Consider the following 18,190-nt stretch of genomic DNA (forward strand, 5'->3'; position numbering starts at 1 on the left):
TCACCTTATTGCCCGCGTCAACCGGCCTCCTCCTTCCCGGCAGCCTTCTTGCCAGGGACTGGTTGTCCCCGGTTGAGTCCGGCCTTCCTGAAATCTCCCGTTCGGGTCAGTCTTGATCCGTCACCACGGGAGGCTGATCGCATGGACCGGGCGCAACTCGCCGACTTTCTCCGGACCCGCCGCGAGGCGCTCCAGCCGGAGGACGTCGGGCTGCCGCGCGGTCAGCGGCGGCGGACCGGCGGGCTGCGCCGGGAAGAGGTCGCGGCGCTGGCCGGCATGTCGAGCGACTACTACGGGCGCATCGAGCAGCAGCGCGGGCCGTTGCCGTCGGAGCAGATGCTCGCCGCCATCGCCCGGGCGCTGCACCTGAGCCTCGACGAGCGGGACCACCTGTTCCGGCTCGGCGGGCACCCGGCGCCGCAGCGGGCGCTGCGCGAGGACCACGTCGCGCCCGGCGTGATGCGGATCTTCGAGGGGCTCGAGGACACGCCGGCGATGGTGCTGTCCCGCCTCGGCGAGACGCTGCTGCAGACCCGGCCGGCGGTGGCGCTGTTCGGCGACCAGACCCGGTTCACGGGCCTGAGCCGCTACAACGTCTACCGCTGGTACACCGATCCGTCGTCGCGCGCGGTCTATCCGGTCGAGGACCACCCGACGCACACCCGGGTCTTCACCTCGTCGCTGCGTTCGGCGTACGCGGGGGCGCCCGGCGGCCGGGCCGGCGAGATCGTCGAGGCCCTGCTCGCGGTCAGCCCCGAGTTCGCCGAGGTCTGGGCCACGCACGAGGTCGGGGTCACGCACCCCGACCGCAAGCGGATCCTCAACCCGTCGCTGGGCGAGCTCTCCCTTTACTGCCAGACCTTGTTCGACCCCGGCCAGCAGCAGGTGCTCCTGGTCTTCACCGCCGTACCCGGGTCGCCGAGCTACGAGAAGCTCCAGCTGCTCGCGGCCGTTTCCTGACTCCGGGCCGTTTGTTGAGAGGAACCATCACCATGCCCAAGATCGCCCTGATCACCGGCGGCAACCGCGGACTCGGCCGGGCCACCGCCGAGGCCCTGATCGCCGACGGCGTCGAGGTCATCTACACCTATCGCGACGATCCCGGCGAGAAGATCGAGGCAGTCGCCCTCAAACTCACGGTCGGCGACCTCGACTCGTACCCGCAATTCGTCGCTTCTCTCCGCGGCGTGTTGCAGGACCGCTTCGATCGCACCGACTTCGACTTCCTGATCAACAACGCCGGGGTCGGGATCGGCGGCAAGTTCGCTGAATTTGCCGTCGCGGACTTCGACGAGCTCGTGAACGTGCACTTCCGCGGCATGTTCTTCCTGACCCAGGCGCTGCTGCCGGTGATCGCCGACGGCGGCCGCATCCTCAACCTGTCGACCGGCTTGGCCCGCTTCACCGGCGAGGGCCTCTACGCCGCCTACGGCTCGGTGAAGGGCGCGGTCGAGGTCTTGACCCGCTACCTGGCCAAGGAACTGGGCCCGCGCCAGATCAGCGTCAACGTCGTGGCCCCCGGCGCCACCGGAACCGACTTCGGCGGCGGCGCCATGCGCAACAGCGACCAGGTGCGCCGGCACATCGCCGGGCAGGTCGCCCTCGGCCGCATCGGCGAGCCCGAGGACATCGCCGGCGTCATGGTCGCCATGCTCGCCGACAACACCAAGTGGATCACCGGCCAGCGCATCGAGGCCTCGGGCGGGATGCTGCTCTAGGACGCCGATTGCCGCATGATCGTCCCATGACGACGGTGGTGTTCGGCGCCCGCGGCAATGTCGGCGCCCAGGTGATGGCGGCGTTGTCGGCGGCGGGCGAGAGCGTTCGCGGAACCAGCCGTGACCCCGCGGCGGGCCGTGACGCGGCGGGCCGTGAGCCGGCGGGCCGTGCGCCGGCGGGCCGTGCGCCGGCGGCGGGCCGCGACCCCGCGGCAGGCCGTGAGCCGGCGGCGGGCCGCGACCCCGCGGCAGGCCGTTACCGCCTCGTGCAGGCCGACCTCAATCGGCCGGCGACTCTGCCGCGCGCGCTCGATGGGGCCGACCGGGTCTTCCTCTACGCCCAGCCCGACGGCGTCGACGGCTTCGTCGGCGCCGCCCGGGCGGCCGGCGTGCGGCGGGTCGTGCTGCTCTCGACCGGCGCGCTGGCCCGGTCCGGCAACGAGGGCAACCCGATCGCCCGGCGGCACCGGGTCGTCGAGGAGGCGCTGGAACGTTCCGGTCTGGAGTGGACGTTCGTGCGGGCCGGGATGTTCGCCACCAACACGCTCGGCTGGCGCGGCTCGATCGTGAGCGACGGGCGGGTGCGGCTGCCCTACCCCGAGGCGCAGACCGCGCCGCTGCACGAGGCCGACATCGCGGCGGTCGCCGTCGCCGCGCTGCTGGAGGACGGCCATCAGGGGCGGGCCTATCCGCTGTGGGGGCCGCAGTCGCTCACCCTGCGGGATCAGGTCGGGGCCATCGCGGCGGCCATCGGGCGGCCCATCGAGGTGGAGACGGTCACGCCCGAGGCGGCGCGGGCCGAGATGGTGCGCACGATGCCCGAGCCGGCGGCGGACGCGGTCCTCCGTCTCTGGCGCGCGGGGCGCGAGCGGCCGGCCGAGGTCTCGACGCTGGTGCCGGCGTTGACCGGGCGGCCGGGACGCACGTACGCGCAATGGGCTCGTGATCACGCCGGAGATTTCGACGTGCCGATGTCGGTTCCGTAACTCATTTTTCTTGCTTGTTACACAACGCATCGATAAGACTGACTGCGTCGGACGCACCCCGCCGCCGATCCCCCTCCGGATCACCTCGGTCTTTCCCCGGACCGATCCCGGCGCGGCGGCGGAGGTGCGCTCCCAAGCGGATCGGCCCCATCGGCGTCGTTCGTGCGCGCCTCGGCGCCCCACCGCGCCGGCCAGGACCGAGTCCCGTTGCCTGGCCGGGTTGCTCGCCTGTGGATACGCCGCGGGAAATGTCGTAGGTGGGCCGTATCGTCGCCCCACCCAGTAAACGGGGTGGGGACCAGTAGCGGGTGACCAAATCGCGGGTGGCCATGATCGCGGGCGCCTGCGACGCGGACATGGGCGAGCGGCGAGCGGCGTGGCGGCCTGGGCGAGCGGCTGGGCGGCGGCCTGGGCGGACGGCGGCCTGGGCGAGCGGCTAAGCGGCGGCCTGGGCGGACGGCGGCCTGGGCGAGCGGCTGGGCGGCGGCCTGGGCGGGAGGCGGCCTGGGCGCGCGACAGGCGACCTGGGCACGCGACAGGCGACCTGGGCACGCGGCAGGCGGCCTGGGCGGACAGCGTCAGCGACACCTAGGCGACCTGGCCCGAGCGAACCAAGCGCGAGCAGACCGAACGCGAGCAATCCAAGCGGCCAAAACCACGGACCAAACTAGGTCCCGATCAACCGCAGCGACACCCACAGGGCGAAAACGCCCGCCAGCAGCGTCAACGGCACGGTAAGAGCACCCAACCGCAGGAAATCGCGTACGTCCGGAGCAGCGTCGCGCGTGTGCAGGATCTGCCTCCACAGCAGGGTGGCGAGGGAGCCCACATATGTGAGGTTGGGCCCCACGTTTACACCGATCAGCACGGCGAGCAGCAAGGCCGGCGAGGATGACACGGCCGGGACCAGCACGAGTGTCGCCGGCAAGTTGTTCACCACGTTGGCCAGCAACGCGGCCAGGGCGGCCACCGCCAGCAGCTGCGGAAGGCCCGAACTGGACGGCACCAGGGTGTCCACCCAGCGGTCCAGGCCGTGCTCGCGGACTGCCAGCACCACGACGCCCAGCGACAGCACGAAAGCGCAGAAGCCGGGATTGGCCTCGCGCAGCAGCGTCACGGGACGCACCCGCCTGGGTATTGCCAGCGCCAGGGCGCCGGCTGCGGCGATCCAGGCGGGGTGCACGCCCAGCGGCTGGGCGACGCCGAAGCCGGCCAGGGTCAGCGCCAGCACGGTCAGCGCGAAACGGGGAGGCGGAGGCGTCGAACCGGCCGCGACCGGGGACGCCGGCGCGCGCAGGTCCTCGCGGAAGAACAGGCGGAACAGCAGATATTCGGTCAGGACCACGGCTACCCAGGGCAGCGCCATCACGGCCGCGAAGCCGAAGAACGTCAGGCCGCTCGCGGCGAAGGCCAGCAGGTTGGTCAGGTTGGACACGGGCAGGAGCAGCGACGCCGAGTTGGCCAGGTGCGCCGAGGCGTACGCGTGCGGCCGCGGCCGTGCCCCGGTGCGCGCCGCCGTGACCAGGACCACGGGGGTCAGCAGCACGACGGTCGCGTCCAGGCTCAGGACGGCGGTGGTCAGGGCCGCCACCACGAAGACGGCGGTCAGCAGCCGGGCGGGGCTCCGGCCGCTCACTCGGGCGGTGAGGGCTCCGGCGTACCGGAAGACGCCGTGCTCGCCCGCCAGGAACGCGAGGAGAAGGACCGCCGCCAGGAAGCCGACGGTCGGGCCTAGCTCGCGCACCTCGGCCAGCGCGTCCCGCCACGGCAGCAGGCCGGTGACCACCACGAGCAGGGCGGCCGGCACCGCGACGACGGCCTCGGGCAGCCCGCGCGGGCGGCCCACGGCGAACGCGAGCACGCCGGCGAGCAGCGCCGACGCGAGGACGAGAGCCATCAGGCGCCGAAGAGCTCCAGGGCGCCGGACACCTTGAGCACCCGGGCGACCAGGCCGCGCGGGTTGACCACCCGGAAGCCGGCGGGCCGCTCGCGGGCCGCGTTGTATCCGTCGATGAGGGCGCCGAGAGCCTCGGAGTCGATGAAGGTCACCTCGTCGAGGTCGACCACCACGTTGCCGCCGGCGAGCGCCGCGAGGATCGCCTCGCGCAGGTCGTCGCGCGCGGTGATGTCCAGCTCACCGGTGATGCGCAGGAACGTCACCGATCCGTCGGCCGTCCGCTCCTGGCCGATCTTGTAGGAGTCCGCCACGGGGCATTTTTACCAGCACCTCGCGGATTCAGCTCGGGAAGCTGGCCCAGACGTGTTTCGTGCGGTCCGTCGAGTACCACCCGACGTCGAGCGCGAAGTCGCGGGTGAGCTGAAGGCCGAGGCCACCCTTGCCGAGTGGGCGGTCGGTCGCGAGCCGCGGCCCGGCCTCGCGGTCGCGGTCGGCCACGTCGATGATCAGGCGATCCCGCTCGCGAAGAAGCCGCACCACGGCCGGCGGGAGACCGTGCCGCAGCGCGTTGGTGGCGAGCTCGGTGGCGACGACCGTGACGCGATCGGGAATGTCGCCCAGGTCGCGGCCGCCGATTTCGGCCAGAATCGCCCGCAACGCCGCGCGCAGGCCCCGCAAATCGCCGAAGCCGGCCAGGTTCCACCGGCATATCTCCGCGGCCGACGGGTACGGAACCGACGTGGGCAGCGAGGTCATGAAGTCCATCTTGCCTGGTCGGCGAGGTGTCACGCACTGGGCCGACCAGCCCGGCGGGCATCGTCCGCCCAGGTGACAGAGGACATCGGACGATGACGGTCATCTAATGATCACTCTGTATTACTTGTCATCACGCAAAGTCACTCATACTTTCGGCTAGTCTTTTCTAGTCCTCTCAGTTAGGGTCTTGGTATCCGAACGGCCTAGTGCGCTTGATCGGGGGCGGTCACATCGACCGCCTTCGTTCGCTAGATAGGGACACCCGACCGACCGGGTCCAGCGATGGACCAGGCTCTCCGGAGAGGTGCCAGGGAGGACCACAGCATGACCGTCACCGAGAGGTCGCAGATCGCGCCCGCCACCACGGCCGGCGCCGAGGCGCCCGCCGACAGCGCCGCCGAGCTGCTCAACGCGATGGCCGCGATGCCGATCGGCCACCCTTCGCGGGCCGCCCTGCGCGACAGCGCGATCGAGGCGTGGCTGCCGCTCGCCCGCCACCTCGCGAACCGCTACTCCGGCCGCGGCGAGCCCACCGACGACCTCATCCAGACCGCCACCGTCGGCCTGATCAAAGCCGTCGACAAGTTCGACCCCGAACGCGGCGTCGACTTCGCCGGCTACGCCATCCCCACCATCATCGGCGAGATCAAGCGGCACTTCCGCGACCGCACCTGGAGCGTCCGGGTCCCCCGCCGCCTGCAGGAACTGCGACTCGCGATCACCGAGGCCAACAGCACCCTCACCCACAGCCTCGGCCGCAGCCCCACCGTCGCCGACATCGCCGCCCACCTGCAGGTCACCGAGGAAGACGTCCTGGAAGGCCTCGAAGGCGCCCGCGCCTACAACGCCACCAGCCTCTCCACCCCGATCAGCGCCGACGGCACCACCGAGCTCGGCGACACCCTCGGCGGCGAAGACCACGAATACGAGCTCGCCGAAACCCGCGTCGCCCTCGGCCCCGCGCTGGCGACCCTGGACGAGCGCGAGCAGAAGATCCTCACCCTGCGCTTCTACGGCAACCTCACCCAGTCGCAGATCGCCGACCAGATCGGCATCTCCCAGATGCACGTGTCGCGCCTGCTGACCAAGGCCCTCACGAAGCTGCGCGGGCAGCTCGCGGGCAGCGAAGAGATCTGATCTCCCACCGACAGCGAAGGGCCGGCCCGGTTCGGGCCGGCCCTTCGCTACGCAAGCTACGTGCGAACGGTCAGGCGAACGGCGCCCAGCTCGCGAACGCCGAGGTGCTCAGCACCACGGTGCCCAGGAGCTTCGTGCCGCCACCGCGGTAGAGGATCGGCTTCGAGTCGCTCTTGCGGATGGCGAAGATGTCGGTGTAACCATCACGATCAAAATCACCGACCCCGAGCACATCCCGTACGCCGTTCCAGCCGCCGCCGAGCGAGAAGCGCGCCTTGATCTTGGCGCCCGCCGCGCCCGGGTAGACCCACAGCGTCCCGGTCGAGTTGTCCCGGGCCACGAAGTCCACGTAACCGTCGCGGGTGAAGTCGCCGACGCCGGCGAGCTCGCTCCGGCCGCTGTAGACGTTCGCGCCGAGCAGCTTGCGCGGGCCGATCTTCTGCCCGGCGAGCCCCGGGTACAGGTAGAGGTTCGAGCCCACGATGCCGGCCAGGTCGGGGTAGCCGTCCTTGTTGAAGTCGCCGATCGCGCTGATCTCGCGCACCACGTTCCAGCCGGTCGCGATCTTCTTACGGGCGCCGAACCCGGTGGTCGTGCCCGGGTAGAAGTACAGCGAGCCGCCTGTGTCGCGGCTGACCAGGTCTTCCTTGCCGTCCTTGTTGAAGTCGCCGATGCGGACGAACGCGGTCATCGTGTTCCAGCCGCCGCCGACGTACCGGCGCGTCCCGGTGTTCAGGACCCGGCCGCTGCCGGTGTAGAGGTACAGGTACCCGTTCGTCGTGTTCCGGGTGAGGACGTCCGACCAGCCGCTGTTGTCGAAGTCGGCCATCTTCGCCGACGGCAGCATGGCGAAGTCGACGTAGTCGTTGTCGATGTTGATCGTGACGTTGCCGTACGTCTCGGTGTGCCCGCCCTTGTACTGCTTCATGCGGCGGTGAGGGGCCCACATTGTCGACGGGATGGCCTTGTCGTCGGTGGTGTTGCCGACGTTGTCCCAGCGGGCGAAGTCCATGTAGTCCGGCGGGGTGTAGCCGGTCGCCGAGTAGTTGGCGACCTGGTCGGCCACGCCCGAGCCGGCGCTGGAGTAGAAGCCGGAGAGGTAGCCGAGCTCGTGCAGCGCCGACGTCCAGCCGTTCATGAAGTCGAGGACACCCTTGCGGCAGGCCGCGTCGGTGGTGTCGTACGCCTCGACGTCGTAGATGAGCACGCTCTGCTTGGCCAGGCCGAGCCCGGCGGCCTTCGCGGCGGCGTCGGCGGCGGTGTCGCGACCCTGGCCGGTGGCGTTCGCGTTGTTGATCAGCGTGCGGTTGCCGCTGGTGCCGGTGCAGGTGGCCTGCGGTCCCACGTAGATCGGCAGCAGCTTCCACCCGGCGGTGACCTGCGTCTTCACCCAGTCGGCGGTGAGGTTGGGCTGCGCGCAGCCGCGGTTCACGCCGCCGATGTAGACGCCGATGCCCTTGTACGGCGACGAGGCCTTCCACGCCGTCATCGAGGCGGCGGCCGGCGCGGCGCAGGCGTCGAACGCCATGCCCGTGAAGGAACCGGGCTGCACGGTGCTGTAGGCAGCCGCGGCCCCGGCGTTGGCCTGGGCCAGCGTGAACGAGGCCGCACCCAGCATCACGGCCAGGAAGGCCGCCTTGACCGCGTTCTTACGGCTCGCCGGGACGGCCCTGCGGTGCCCCGGACGGTGTACCCGATCCCCCATGATCACCCTTCTCGGCATGAAGCGACCGCCGAGTCAACCAAGTGATCATGGGGAATGCCTCGGCCGAACGGCTCACCTTAGGCAAGCCGTTCGGCCGAAAACGATCGATCAATACCAATAGCGGCGACCACCGACCGGGCGGCCGACCGAGCCGAGGATCAGGAAGACGGCGCCGACGATCAGCAGGATGATCCCGATCGTGGTGAGGATCGGGATGTGGGCAAAAATGCCGATCAACAGCAGCACAAGGCCGACGACCAACATGGAACCGCTCCAATCAGCGGGGGGATTGTTCCGCTGGCCGGAGCGATACCCATCGCTGCGAACGGCCAACCATCGCGCCCTCACAGAACCGGCACAGTGAGACCACAACCAGGGGAAAGACGCCGGCCCGACGGTTGGTCGCATGAGACCGCTACTGGACGTCGTCATCCCCGTCCACAACGAAGCCGCCGACCTCGAGCGCAGCGTCCGCAAGCTGCGCGGCTACCTGCTCTCGGTGCTGCCGTTCCCGTTCCGGATCACGGTGGCCGACAACGCCAGCACCGACGAGACCCCGCTGATCGCCGGGCGGCTCGCGGTCGAACTGCCCGAGGTCACGGCCGTCTACCTGGCCGGGAAGGGCCGGGGGCGGGCGTTGAAGTACACCTGGTCGCACTCGAACGCGGCCGTCCTCGCGTACATGGACGTGGATCTCTCCACCGACCTGGCCGGCCTGCTCCCGCTAATCGCGCCCCTCGTCTCCGGTCATTCGGACCTGGCGATCGGGTCGCGCCTGCGGCGCGGCTCCCGCGTTGTGCGCGGGCCGAAGCGGGAGATCATCTCCCGCTCCTACAACCTGATCCTGCGGGCCACGCTCGGCGCGAAGTTCTCCGACGCGCAATGCGGCTTCAAGGCCATCCGCGCCGACGTCGCGCGGCAACTGCTGCCGCTGGTGCGGGACGACAACTGGTTCTTCGACACCGAGCTGCTGGTGCTGGCCGAGCGGGCCGGGATGCGTACGCACGAGGTGCCGGTCGACTGGGTGGACGACCCGAACAGCAAGGTCGACATCGTCGCCACCGCCCGGGAGGACCTCCGTGGCATCGCCCGCCTCCGCCGCACCATCCCGAACCTGCCGATCCCGGCAATCCGGGCACAAATGGGTCGCACCGCGCCGCCCGCTCCCGTGCTGGTCGCGCGGTGATCGCCACGATCGAGGGGGAAAGGACCTTCAGCCACAGAAGTGACACCGCAGGTTTGGGTGGCTCCGGTCCGGCTACCGTGTTAGCCGATGCCACCTTCATCCGAACTTCCGGGATTCCTGCACGGAGTCGCGCCGATCCTCGATCGGTGGGGTTACCTCGCCGTCGCCGCCATGATCGGTGTCGAGAGCTTCGGAGTGCCGGCGCCCGGTCAGACGATCATGGTGGCGGCGGCCATCTACGCCGGCTCGGGCCGCCTCAACATCTTCGCCGTCGCCGCGATCGCGTTCGTGGCGGCGGTCCTCGGCGACAACGTCGGCTACTGGATCGGGGTGCGCGGCGGCCGGAAAGCCGTGCACCGTTGGGGCAAATACGTTTTCCTTACGCCGGAGCGATTGGCCCGAGCGGAGGGTTTTTTCGCCCGTCGCGGAAGTCGTATCGTTGTCATCGCTCGTTTCATCGACGGTCTCCGGCAGTTCAACGGCGTGATCGCAGGGCTCACCGCGATGCCGTGGCGCACCTTTCTCATCTACAACGCGATCGGCGCGGCGCTGTGGGTCGGTTGGTGGACGAGCATCGCGTATGCGCTCGGTAACCATCTCGTCGAGATCATCGAGCATGCACACCGATACAAATGGTGGGCGATCGCCATCATCACCCTCGCGGTGATCGCCTACATCACATTGCACCTCCGGCACATCAAACGTCGGCGCGCCCGCACCGCCGCGAGTGTCGTCGAGGAGCCCCACGGCTGAATGGAAGCCGCGCGGCGCCGGGGGTGCGAAACGAAAGGAGAATTCGTGACCACCCCTCAGCTCGACCGTCGTCGTGCCCAGTCGGCGGCCGCCGGCGCCGCCGCCGAGAAGGCCCGGCTGGCCGTCACGGAGCTGGACAACCGGCTCAAGGCCAACGCGGACCTGACCAAGCAGCAGGCTCAGGCGCTGCGTAACGCCGAGGCCGAGACCAAGCGCCTCAAGCGTTCGCTCAAGACGCAGAAGCGCGACCACGACCGCCTGGCCAAGGCGCACAAGAAGGCCGTCACCAAGGCGGCGAAGAGCAAGAGCCGGGCCGCCGACGTCGAGGCGAAGTACGACAAGGCCGTTCTGGCCGACATCGTGAGCCGCGAGAAGCAGCGCAACCGCGCGGAGGCAGCGCCGGCCCCGGTCGCCGCGAAGCCGGCCGCCACCCCGCCGGTCGCCGCGCCCGCCGCCACCCCGGCGCCGGCCGCCGTGGCCCCTGCGGCCCCGGTAGCCAAGGCCACGCCCGCCCGCGGCACCGCAGTAAGCCGCGCCACGGCCGCCACCAAGACGGCCACCGCGGCCGCCGCCAGGACGGCCACCCCGGCCGCCACCAAGACGGCCGCCACCAAGACGGCCACCCCGGCCGCCACCAAGACGGCTACCCCGGCCGCCGCCAAAACGGCCACCCCGGCCGCCGCCAAAACGGCCACCCCGGCCGCCGCCAAAAGGACGACGACCACCGGCCGCGCCACGACGCCGCGCAAGGCGCCGGCCGAGACGGCCGCCCGCCGCGCCGCCACCCCGCGCCGCACCACGGGTCGCTGACCGACCGGCTGAGACGAAGGCCGCTCCCGGGAACCATCCCGGGGGCGGCCTCTTCGCGTCAGACTTGGCCGGCGGCGAACGCGGCGAAAAGGCGGCAAGGAGGAGGCAAACGGTGGCGGAGATCAACCCGGCCGAGATCGGCGCGGTCCTCTTCGACATGGACGGCACGCTGGTCGACTCGGATCGCGCGGTCGAGCGGTCCTGGCTGTCGTGGGCCGGCGAGTACGGCGCCGACGGCCCCGCCGCGTACGAGATGGCGCACGGCAGCCCGAGCGAGACGACGGTCCGCAAGCTGCTCCCCGACCTGGCCGAGGAGGACATCCGCCGCGCCTCGGCCCGCCAGCTCGAGCTCCAGTACGACGATCTGTCCGACGTCGTGGCCACCCCCGGCGCGCACGACCTGCTCGCGCTGCTGGCCGCCGAGGGGCGGCCCTGGGCCGTGGTGACCAGCGCCGACGACCGGCTCGCCAAGGCCCGGCTGGACGCCGCCGGCATCACCCCGCCGGTGCTGGTGACGACCGACGACGTGGCCGCCGGCAAGCCCGACCCGGCCGGCTATCTGCGCGCGGCCGAGCTGCTGGGCGTCGCGCCGGAGAACTGTCTCGTGGTCGAGGACGCCGAGGTCGGCCTCGAGGCCGCCCGCCGGGCCGGCGCGCACACCGCGGCCCTGCGCGGTCTCGACGGCGACCTGCGCCTCACGACACTCGCCGACCTGACCGAGTGGATCAGCGAGACGGCAGATCGTCCAGGAACTCGGCGGTAGGCACGAAGAACAGCGAACCGGTCACGGCGGCCGAGAAGTCCAGGATCCGGTCGTAGTTGCCGTACGGGTTGCCGAGGAACATGCGCCGGAGCATCTGCTCGGGCACGTCGGGCGTCGACGCGTACGCGATGTAGTAGGTCCCGAACTCCCCGTCCTTGATCGATCCGAACGGCATGTTGTCCCGCAGGATCTTGAGCTCGTTGCCGTCCGGGTCGTCGATCGTGTTCAGCTCGACGTGCGAGTTCGAGGCCTTGTCCTTGAGCTCCACGTTGTCGAGCTTGGTCCGGCCGATCGCCGCCTCCTGCTCCTCGACCTTCAGCGCGTTCCACGCCGGCAGGTCGTGCAGGTACTTCTGGACCAGGACGTAACTGCCGCCCGCGTACGCCGGATCCTCGTCCCCGATCAGCACATGCGCCGCCGCCACGTCGCCCACCGGGTTCTCGGTGCCGTCGACGAAGCCGAGCAGATCCCGCTCGTCGAAGTACTTGAAGCCGTGCGTCTCGTCGACCACGTCGGCCACCTCGCGCAGCCGGTCGGAGAGCTTGCTGGCCAGCTCGAAGCAGACGTCCATCTGCCCGGCCCGGATGTGGAAGAGCAGGTCGCCGGGGGTCGAGGGCGCGGTGTGCACGCTGCCCTTCCAGGCCCGGAACTTGTGCAGCCCGGCCGGCCGCGGCGCGGTGAACAGCCGGTCCCACAGCTCGGCGCCGATCCCGGTGACGCAGGACAGCCTCGCCGCCGGCAGCCGGAAACCGACCGTGCGCTGCAGGGCGCTCATGTCCTCGAGCAGGTCCCGCACGGTGTCCTCGCCGCCCTCGCGGACGGTCAGGACCAGGAAGATCGCGGCGTCGGTGAGCGGGGCCAGCACCGCCTGCGAGTTCACCAGCGGGCCGAGCGAGCGAGGCGCTGTCATGATCCGCAGAATACGGCGTCCCGCGACGATAATGGACCGATGAGTGACCGGGTTGACGTTCTCGTCGTGGGTGCGGGCCTGTCCGGCATCGGCGCGGCCTACCGGCTTCAGACCGAGTGTCCCGGCAAGAGCTACCTGATCCTCGAGGGCCGCGACGTCAGCGGTGGCACCTGGGACCTCTTCCGCTACCCCGGCGTCCGCTCCGACTCCGACATGTTCACCCTCGGCTACCCATTCCGGCCCTGGCGGCAACCGCGGGCCATCGCGGCGGGCGAGACCATTTTGCGGTACGTACGGGAGACCGCCCGCAAATACCGGATCGACCGGAAGATCCGTTTCGGCCGCCGGGTCGTCTCGGCCCACTGGTCCACCGAGGACGCGTCCTGGACGGTGCGGACCGAGAGCGGCGAGACGTACGAGTGCTCGTTCCTCTACCTCTGCACCGGGTACTACCGCTACTCCGGCGGCTACGACGTCGACTTCCCGGGCCGGGCCGACTTCACCGGCCGCGTCGTGCACCCCCAGCAGTGGCCGGCCGAGCTCGACCACGAGGGCAAGCGGGTCGTGGTGATCGGCAGCGGCGCGACCGCGGTGACGCTGGTGCCGGCCATGGCCGAGACCGCGGAGCAGGTCACGATGGTCCAGCGCTCCCCGACGTACATGATCAATCTGGCCAACGGCGACGCCGACGGCGACCGGGTGATGAGCCGGGCCGCCTCGCGGCTGGTCCGCACCCGCAACATTCTCGGCACCTCGCTGCTCTACCAGGCCTCCCGGCGCTGGCCCGCCCGAATGAGCGGCTTCCTGCGCAAACAGGTGGCCGGCCAGCTCCCCGCCGGCGTGCCGGTCGACCCGCATTTCACGCCCGCCTACGCGCCCTGGGACCAGCGCCTCTGCGTGGTGCCGGACGGCGACTTCTTCGCCGCCATGCGGGCCGGCAAGGTCGCGGTGGTCACCGGGACGATCGAGACCTTCACCGAGAAGGGCGTACGCCTGAGCGACGGCGCTGAGCCCACCCGCGGCGGAAAACAGAATGCAAGGGCGGGAATTGAGTTGCCGGCCGACATCATCGTGACCGCGACGGGTCTGTCGATGGTGGCCCTCGGCGAGATCGAGGTCGACGTCGACGTCGAGCCGGTGGTGACCGGCCGGGTCGGCGTCTACAAGGGAATGATGCTCGAGGGCGTGCCCAACCTGGCCTGGTGCGTGGGTTACGTCAACGCCTCCTGGACGCTGCGGGCCGACCTCACCTCCCGGTACGTGTGCCGGCTGCTCAACTACCTGGACCGGCACCGCATCGAGATCGTCACGCCGGTGGTGCCGCCGGGCACGCCGGTGCTCGACGAGCCCGCGATGGGGCTCTCCTCCGGTTACGTGCGGCGGGCCGCGGGCGTGCTCCCCCGGCAGGGCGGGCGCCGGCCGTGGCGGATGAGCAGCAACTACCTGACCGACCTGCCGGCCATGCGGTTCGGCCGGATCGACGACGGCAACGTCCGGTTCGCGCGACGGAAGGTCTGACATGCAGCGATTCGCCTTCGCCGGACGCACCTGCCTGATCACCGGGGCGGCCAGCGGGATCGGCGCCGCCCTCGCCCTCGACCTGGCCAAGCGCCGGGCCGTGCTGGCGCTGCTCGACAAGGACGCCGAGGGCCTGGAGCGCGTCGCCGCGGTCGCCCGCGAGGTCGGAGCGGCGTCGGTCACCACGTACGTGCTCGATCTCGCCGACGGCGGCGACCGGCTGGACCTCGCCGCCGAGATCGCCTCCCGCCACGGCGGGGTGGATCTTTTGATCAACAATGCCGGCGTCACGCTGACCGGCACGTTCGAGCAGAACCGGATGAGCGACTTCGACTGGCTGCTCGAGATCAACCTGCACGCCGTGATCCGGATGACCAAGGCGTTCCTGCCGCAGCTGCTGGCCCGGCCGGGGTCGCACCTGGTCAACATCTCCAGCCTGTTCGGGCTGATCGGGCCGCCCGGCCAGGTCGCCTACGTGACCAGCAAGTTCGGCGTGCGCGGGTTCACCGAGGCGCTGCGCCACGAGATCGGGCCGCGCGGCGTCGGGGTGACCGTGGTGCACCCGGGCGGCATCAAGACCAACATCGCGGCGAACGCCCGGATCAGCGGCGCCGACCCCGACGGCGAGCAGGCCGAGCAGGCCCGGCAGTTCGCCGAGGCGGCGCTGACCATGCCGCCCGAGGAAGCGGCCCGGCAGATCGTGGCGGCCATCCAGTCGCGCAAGCCCCGGTTGGTGATCACCAAGGAGGCGAAGGCGGCGGACTGGTTGGTACGGCTGACGCCGACCCGCTGGTGGGCGATCAGTCAGAAACTGGCCGAGCGCCGCCGGATCAAGACTTAGAAGATCGCGAACCGGCGCCGGTCCTGGCCGTCGATCGTCGTGAAGTCGCCGCCCGCCTCCAGGGTGCCGGTCGCCTTGTTGACGCTCAGCATCCGTACGCCGATCACGCCGTTGCCCTTCGGCGCCCACTCCGCGAGCGCGCCCGTCCCGGTGACCGCGGCCAGCTTGAGGCGCGGCACGGAACCGTCCACACAGGCCCCGTGCGCGCCGTTCTTGCTGGTCAGGCACGCACTGTCGAAATGCCCGCCGACGTAGGCGACGCCACCGGCCACGGCGATCGCGGCCGCGTCCCCGTCGAAGACCCGCTGCCACCGCACGGCGCCCGTCGACGCGTACGCGATGGCCCGCCCGCCCACCCCGGCGGTGGCCACGTAGATCCCCGCCTCGTCCAGCGCGATCGCCCGCACCTCGGCCGGCACCTTGGGCCGGAAGTCCGGGTCGACCTCGCCGGTCACCCCGTGCACCGCGGCCAGCCGCAGGGTGCCGCGCTCGTCGTTGACGAAGTGGAACGCGCCGCCCAGGTAGATCCGGTTGCCGTGGGCGACCAGCGCGTGCACGGCGTCGTCGGCCGCGGGCCGCCAGCCGGCGTCCAGCTTGCCGGTCTCCAGCGAGAACGCGGCCAGGCTCGCCCGCCGCTTGCCGTCCACGTCGTCGAAGCTGCCGCCCAGGTAGAGCCGGCCGTTCCCGACCGCCAGCGCGTACGCGGTGCCGGTCAGCGTGTGGTGGAACGGCAGGACGGTGCTCGCGACCGGGCTGAGCCGGGCCAGCGAGTCGCGGTCGTGGCCGCCGACCTGGTGGAAGTCGCCGGCCGCATAGATGCTGTCGTCGGTGGCGGCCAGCGCGCGTACCGTGCTGTCGGCCGCGGGCGCCCAGCTCAGCAGCGCCCCGGTGCGGGCGTCGAGGGCCGCGAGCCGGGACCGCGGGTAGGTGCGGCCGCGATAGGTGGCGGTCGTGAAGGCGCCGCCGAGATAGACGACCGGTCCGCTGTGCGCGATCGCGTAGACGCCGCCGTTGAAGGTGGGAGCCGCGATCATGGCCCGATCCCCGCCGGCTGTCGCCCGTGCTGGAAGACCGAAGAGAAGAGTGGCCAGCGCGACGAGTCCGGCGATCAGGATTTTGGGCACAAATCCCTAACCGTCGTGCACGCGGGAAAGTCTCGGCACGTCTTCGGTCGCTTCCAGGGCGGCCGCCTCGACGTCCGCCGCCAGCGACTGGGTACGCAGGCCGAGCATGTTCAGCCACTCGACCAGCTGGAAGTGCACGGCGTCGGCGCCGTTCAGCTCGGGGCGGGCGATCGGCCAGCGCGCCGGGTGCACGAGCACCGCCTCGGTCTGCCAGCCGCCGAGCCCGCCGTGCGAGCCGACCAGCTCCTCGAACGCGGCCACCTCCTCGGTGACCGGGTCCACGCAGCTGATCAGCACCAGGTCGCCGACGTGCTGCGACTCCTGGTGCCGCAGCAGGTCGGCGCGGGCGTGCGGGCCGTACGGCAGCAGCGGGTCGACGCCCTCGACGGTGTTGTCGCGCAGCCGGTGCACGCCGGACGTGCCGATCGCCACCGGGCCGTCCTCGTCGCGCACCACGACCAGCCCGACGCCTGGATGCGCGGCGAGCCCGGGGATCAGCAGCGGGTGGGACCGGTCGATCTCGGAGCGGGTCAGCCGGTGGCCGAACCGGGTCAGATACAGCAGCGACAGGTTGCCCGAGGAGACGACGAGCAACGGCGGCTGCTCGCTGTCCTCCTTCGGGTCGACGGCCACCTCCCCCGACAGCCGTTCCACCAGCTCGTCCAGCGTCTCGCCGTAGCGCTGCCGAAAGGTCGCGCCCTGGCTCTGCCCGTGATCGGAGAGCACCACGATGTGGTAGCGCCGGGCCGCCTCGGGCGCGAGCCGCTCGAGCACGCCGAGCATCCGGTCGAGGCTCTCCAGCTGCCGCATCGACTCCGGCCGGGCCGGGCCGGCGTGGTGCGCCACCTCGTCGTAGTCGACCAGGTCGCAGTAGACGGCCGGGGCCCCGCGGGCCATCTGCTCGGCGATCAGCGAGACGTTCACGTCCCGCAGCAGCATCGAGGCCGGCCGCAGCGCCAGGAACGCGCCGGAGCGGCTCACCCGAGGCAGCAGGTTGCGGCGGCGCTGGAGGCGGGCCTGGTGCAGCTCGGTGATGACCTCGCCGACGCCGAGCACGATCGCGCGGGTGAAGCCGTACGGGGAGGCCATGAACGCCGCCCAGCCCCGCGCCGACCGGCCGGGCAGCGCCGCGTGGCTGACCGTGAGCAGGCTGACCGAGGCGTCGCCGCTGAACGCGTTGCCGATGCTCACGCCGCCGTCGCGGAGCAGGCCGCGACCGTCGCTGAGCCGGGGCTCGATGACCGCGGCGTCCCGCGGCCGGTTCGAGACCATCAGCTTGCCGGTGTCCTTCTCGTACCAGCGGAAGCCCGGGATCTGCCGGGTCGCGCCGTGCAGGATCCCGGCCTGCGACGCCGGCGTGGTCGACGGCAGCCCGGTGTGCCAGCCGCGCATGCTGTGGCTCCCCGAGCGCAGCCAGTGCCCGAGCGTCGGCAGGTTCCCGGCCCGCACCGCCCAGCGCAGCACCGGCTCGGACAGCCCGTCGAACTGGACCATCAGCAGGCCCGGCTCGGTGCCCGCCCGGGGCCGCCGCAGGGTCAGCAACGGCCCGCCGGCTTGCCGTGCCTGCCGCCGCCGCACCCCGCGCATGAGCCGCTTGGCCTCCCGGACGAACGTGTCGTCGGTGCCGCTGTCGAGCATCCAGTCGATGATCGCGGCGAAGACCACGGCCAGGATCGCGGCGATGACCAGCGACGGCAGGCCGCTGATCCGTTCGGCCGGGTCGAGCTCGAGCGCCACCACGATCACCGCGATCTGGGCGACGACGCCGAACAGCATCGCGCCCCACCCGCCCAGCGCCACGATGCCGGCCAGCAGCAGCGGCCGCAGCACGGCGCCGACGGCGGCGACCAGCAGCACGAGACCCAGCGTGTCCACGATGTCGGAGCTGGCGACCCCCGGCATCAGCCACAGCGTCGCGGTCAGCACCACGAAGGTGACCACCGCGCTGCGCAGCACGGCCCGCAGCCGGTTGAGGATCCGCCGGGGGCTGAACAGGGCACGCAGCTCAGCGCGCACGTCCCGGACGGGCGGCGGCGGGGGCTCGAACGGGCTGACGGCCACGGGAAAACGATCGCACAGGCGTCGG

Annotated in this window: 17 protein-coding genes and 1 pseudogene; 10 read left to right on the plus strand and 8 right to left on the minus strand. The window is 71.2% G+C overall.

Annotation, left to right across the window (positions count from 1 at the left end; translation table 11 throughout):
* The first annotated feature begins 141 nt into the window (after positions 1-141).
* Genes ACZ6TB_RS42615 through ACZ6TB_RS42625 form a run of 3 tightly spaced genes read left to right on the plus strand, consistent with a single transcriptional unit; the run spans position 142 to position 2,704 of the window.
* Positions 142-960, plus strand: a complete 819-nt coding sequence (locus ACZ6TB_RS42615) for a helix-turn-helix transcriptional regulator (RefSeq protein WP_465565492.1) — start codon at positions 142-144, stop codon at positions 958-960.
* Positions 961-992: 32 nt separating this feature from the next.
* A complete protein-coding gene (locus tag ACZ6TB_RS42620; RefSeq protein WP_465565495.1) occupies positions 993-1,718 on the plus strand; it encodes an SDR family NAD(P)-dependent oxidoreductase in 726 nt (241 codons plus the stop codon).
* A gap of 26 nt (positions 1,719-1,744) precedes the next feature.
* Positions 1,745-2,704, plus strand: coding sequence for an NAD(P)H-binding protein (locus ACZ6TB_RS42625; RefSeq protein ID WP_465565498.1), 960 nt, complete (start codon positions 1,745-1,747; stop codon positions 2,702-2,704).
* Positions 2,705-3,371: 667 nt separating this feature from the next.
* Here ACZ6TB_RS42625 and ACZ6TB_RS42630 read toward each other — a convergent pair.
* The 3 genes from ACZ6TB_RS42630 to ACZ6TB_RS42640 are packed head-to-tail and all read right to left on the minus strand — an operon-like array spanning position 3,372 to position 5,357.
* Positions 3,372-4,601: an SLC13 family permease gene (locus ACZ6TB_RS42630; protein WP_465565501.1), complete on the minus strand. Its 1,230-nt coding sequence runs from the start codon at positions 4,599-4,601 to the stop codon at positions 3,372-3,374.
* The gene (locus ACZ6TB_RS42635) at positions 4,601-4,912 is read right to left on the minus strand and encodes an STAS domain-containing protein (RefSeq protein ID WP_465565503.1); all 312 of its coding nucleotides are present in this window, start codon (positions 4,910-4,912) and stop codon (positions 4,601-4,603) included. The genes ACZ6TB_RS42630 and ACZ6TB_RS42635 overlap by 1 nt, the downstream gene beginning before the upstream one ends.
* A 28-nt stretch (positions 4,913-4,940) precedes the next feature.
* The gene (locus ACZ6TB_RS42640) at positions 4,941-5,357 is read right to left on the minus strand and encodes an ATP-binding protein (RefSeq protein ID WP_465565505.1); all 417 of its coding nucleotides are present in this window, start codon (positions 5,355-5,357) and stop codon (positions 4,941-4,943) included.
* Between the two features lie 324 nt (positions 5,358-5,681).
* On the opposite strand from ACZ6TB_RS42640, the gene ACZ6TB_RS42645 reads away from it, so the two are divergent.
* A complete protein-coding gene (locus tag ACZ6TB_RS42645; protein ID WP_465565507.1) occupies positions 5,682-6,494 on the plus strand; it encodes an RNA polymerase sigma factor SigF in 813 nt (270 codons plus the stop codon).
* Between the two features lie 70 nt (positions 6,495-6,564).
* Here ACZ6TB_RS42645 and ACZ6TB_RS42650 read toward each other — a convergent pair whose 3' ends face one another.
* Positions 6,565-8,199, minus strand: a complete 1,635-nt coding sequence (locus ACZ6TB_RS42650) for a glycoside hydrolase domain-containing protein (RefSeq protein WP_465565510.1) — start codon at positions 8,197-8,199, stop codon at positions 6,565-6,567.
* 108 nt (positions 8,200-8,307) lie between these two features.
* On the minus strand, positions 8,308-8,463 hold the full coding sequence (locus ACZ6TB_RS42655; protein ID WP_465565513.1) for a DUF6131 family protein: 156 nt from the start codon (positions 8,461-8,463) through the stop codon (positions 8,308-8,310).
* Positions 8,464-8,605: 142 nt separating this feature from the next.
* On the opposite strand from ACZ6TB_RS42655, the pseudogene ACZ6TB_RS42660 reads away from it, so the two are divergent.
* The 4 genes and pseudogenes from ACZ6TB_RS42660 to ACZ6TB_RS42675 form a co-directional block, all read left to right on the plus strand.
* Positions 8,606-9,364: pseudogene (locus tag ACZ6TB_RS42660) on the plus strand (dolichyl-phosphate beta-glucosyltransferase); the annotation flags it as partial.
* Positions 9,365-9,472: 108 nt separating this feature from the next.
* Positions 9,473-10,138, plus strand: coding sequence for a DedA family protein (locus ACZ6TB_RS42665; RefSeq protein WP_465565516.1), 666 nt, complete (start codon positions 9,473-9,475; stop codon positions 10,136-10,138).
* A 45-nt stretch (positions 10,139-10,183) separates the two neighbouring features.
* Positions 10,184-10,948, plus strand: coding sequence for a hypothetical protein (locus ACZ6TB_RS42670; protein ID WP_465565519.1), 765 nt, complete (start codon positions 10,184-10,186; stop codon positions 10,946-10,948).
* Positions 10,949-11,060: 112 nt separating this feature from the next.
* Positions 11,061-11,711 carry an HAD-IA family hydrolase gene (locus tag ACZ6TB_RS42675; RefSeq protein WP_465565522.1) on the plus strand — a complete coding sequence of 217 codons (651 nt, stop codon included), beginning with the start codon at positions 11,061-11,063 and terminating at the stop codon, positions 11,709-11,711.
* On the opposite strand, the gene ACZ6TB_RS42680 is transcribed toward ACZ6TB_RS42675, so the two are convergent.
* Complete coding sequence (locus ACZ6TB_RS42680) at positions 11,674-12,621, minus strand: Dyp-type peroxidase (RefSeq protein ID WP_465565525.1); 948 nt, start codon at positions 12,619-12,621, stop codon at positions 11,674-11,676. The two genes, ACZ6TB_RS42675 and ACZ6TB_RS42680, sit on opposite strands and share 38 nt — an antisense overlap.
* 39 nt (positions 12,622-12,660) lie before the next feature.
* Here ACZ6TB_RS42680 and ACZ6TB_RS42685 point away from each other — a divergent pair, with 39 nt between their 5' ends.
* Together ACZ6TB_RS42685 and ACZ6TB_RS42690 are read left to right on the plus strand one after the other, a co-directional pair.
* On the plus strand, positions 12,661-14,139 hold the full coding sequence (locus ACZ6TB_RS42685) for a flavin-containing monooxygenase (RefSeq protein WP_465565527.1): 1,479 nt from the start codon (positions 12,661-12,663) through the stop codon (positions 14,137-14,139).
* Position 14,140: 1 nt separating this feature from the next.
* Positions 14,141-14,980 carry an SDR family NAD(P)-dependent oxidoreductase gene (locus ACZ6TB_RS42690; protein WP_465565530.1) on the plus strand — a complete coding sequence of 280 codons (840 nt, stop codon included), beginning with the start codon at positions 14,141-14,143 and terminating at the stop codon, positions 14,978-14,980.
* Here the strand turns inward: ACZ6TB_RS42690 and ACZ6TB_RS42695 are convergent.
* Positions 14,977-16,014: a hypothetical protein gene (locus ACZ6TB_RS42695; protein ID WP_465565533.1), complete on the minus strand. Its 1,038-nt coding sequence runs from the start codon at positions 16,012-16,014 to the stop codon at positions 14,977-14,979. The genes ACZ6TB_RS42690 and ACZ6TB_RS42695 overlap by 4 nt on opposite strands.
* A gap of 96 nt (positions 16,015-16,110) precedes the next feature.
* On the minus strand, positions 16,111-18,165 hold the full coding sequence (locus tag ACZ6TB_RS42700; RefSeq protein WP_465565536.1) for an alkaline phosphatase family protein: 2,055 nt from the start codon (positions 18,163-18,165) through the stop codon (positions 16,111-16,113).
* Positions 18,166-18,190 lie beyond the last annotated feature (25 nt).

It is taken from the genome of Actinoplanes sp. NPDC051537 (assembly GCF_055586105.1).

Excerpts from the sequence above, each read along its gene's own strand:
- ACZ6TB_RS42615 (WP_465565492.1), top strand. The coding sequence starts at position 142 with ATGGACCGGGCGCAACTCGCCGACTTTCTCCGGACCCGCCGCGAGGCG.
- ACZ6TB_RS42620 (WP_465565495.1), top strand. The coding sequence starts at position 993 with ATGCCCAAGATCGCCCTGATCACCGGCGGCAACCGCGGACTCGGCCGG.
- ACZ6TB_RS42625 (WP_465565498.1), top strand. The coding sequence starts at position 1,745 with ATGACGACGGTGGTGTTCGGCGCCCGCGGCAATGTCGGCGCCCAGGTG.
- ACZ6TB_RS42630 (WP_465565501.1), bottom strand. The coding sequence starts at position 4,601 with ATGGCTCTCGTCCTCGCGTCGGCGCTGCTCGCCGGCGTGCTCGCGTTC.
- ACZ6TB_RS42640 (WP_465565505.1), bottom strand. The coding sequence starts at position 5,357 with ATGACCTCGCTGCCCACGTCGGTTCCGTACCCGTCGGCCGCGGAGATA.
- ACZ6TB_RS42645 (WP_465565507.1), top strand. The coding sequence starts at position 5,682 with ATGACCGTCACCGAGAGGTCGCAGATCGCGCCCGCCACCACGGCCGGC.
- ACZ6TB_RS42650 (WP_465565510.1), bottom strand. The coding sequence starts at position 8,199 with ATGGGGGATCGGGTACACCGTCCGGGGCACCGCAGGGCCGTCCCGGCG.
- ACZ6TB_RS42655 (WP_465565513.1), bottom strand. The coding sequence starts at position 8,463 with ATGTTGGTCGTCGGCCTTGTGCTGCTGTTGATCGGCATTTTTGCCCAC.
- ACZ6TB_RS42665 (WP_465565516.1), top strand. The coding sequence starts at position 9,473 with ATGCCACCTTCATCCGAACTTCCGGGATTCCTGCACGGAGTCGCGCCG.
- ACZ6TB_RS42680 (WP_465565525.1), bottom strand. The coding sequence starts at position 12,621 with ATGACAGCGCCTCGCTCGCTCGGCCCGCTGGTGAACTCGCAGGCGGTG.
- ACZ6TB_RS42685 (WP_465565527.1), top strand. The coding sequence starts at position 12,661 with ATGAGTGACCGGGTTGACGTTCTCGTCGTGGGTGCGGGCCTGTCCGGC.
- ACZ6TB_RS42690 (WP_465565530.1), top strand. The coding sequence starts at position 14,141 with ATGCAGCGATTCGCCTTCGCCGGACGCACCTGCCTGATCACCGGGGCG.
- ACZ6TB_RS42695 (WP_465565533.1), bottom strand. The coding sequence starts at position 16,014 with ATGATCGCGGCTCCCACCTTCAACGGCGGCGTCTACGCGATCGCGCAC.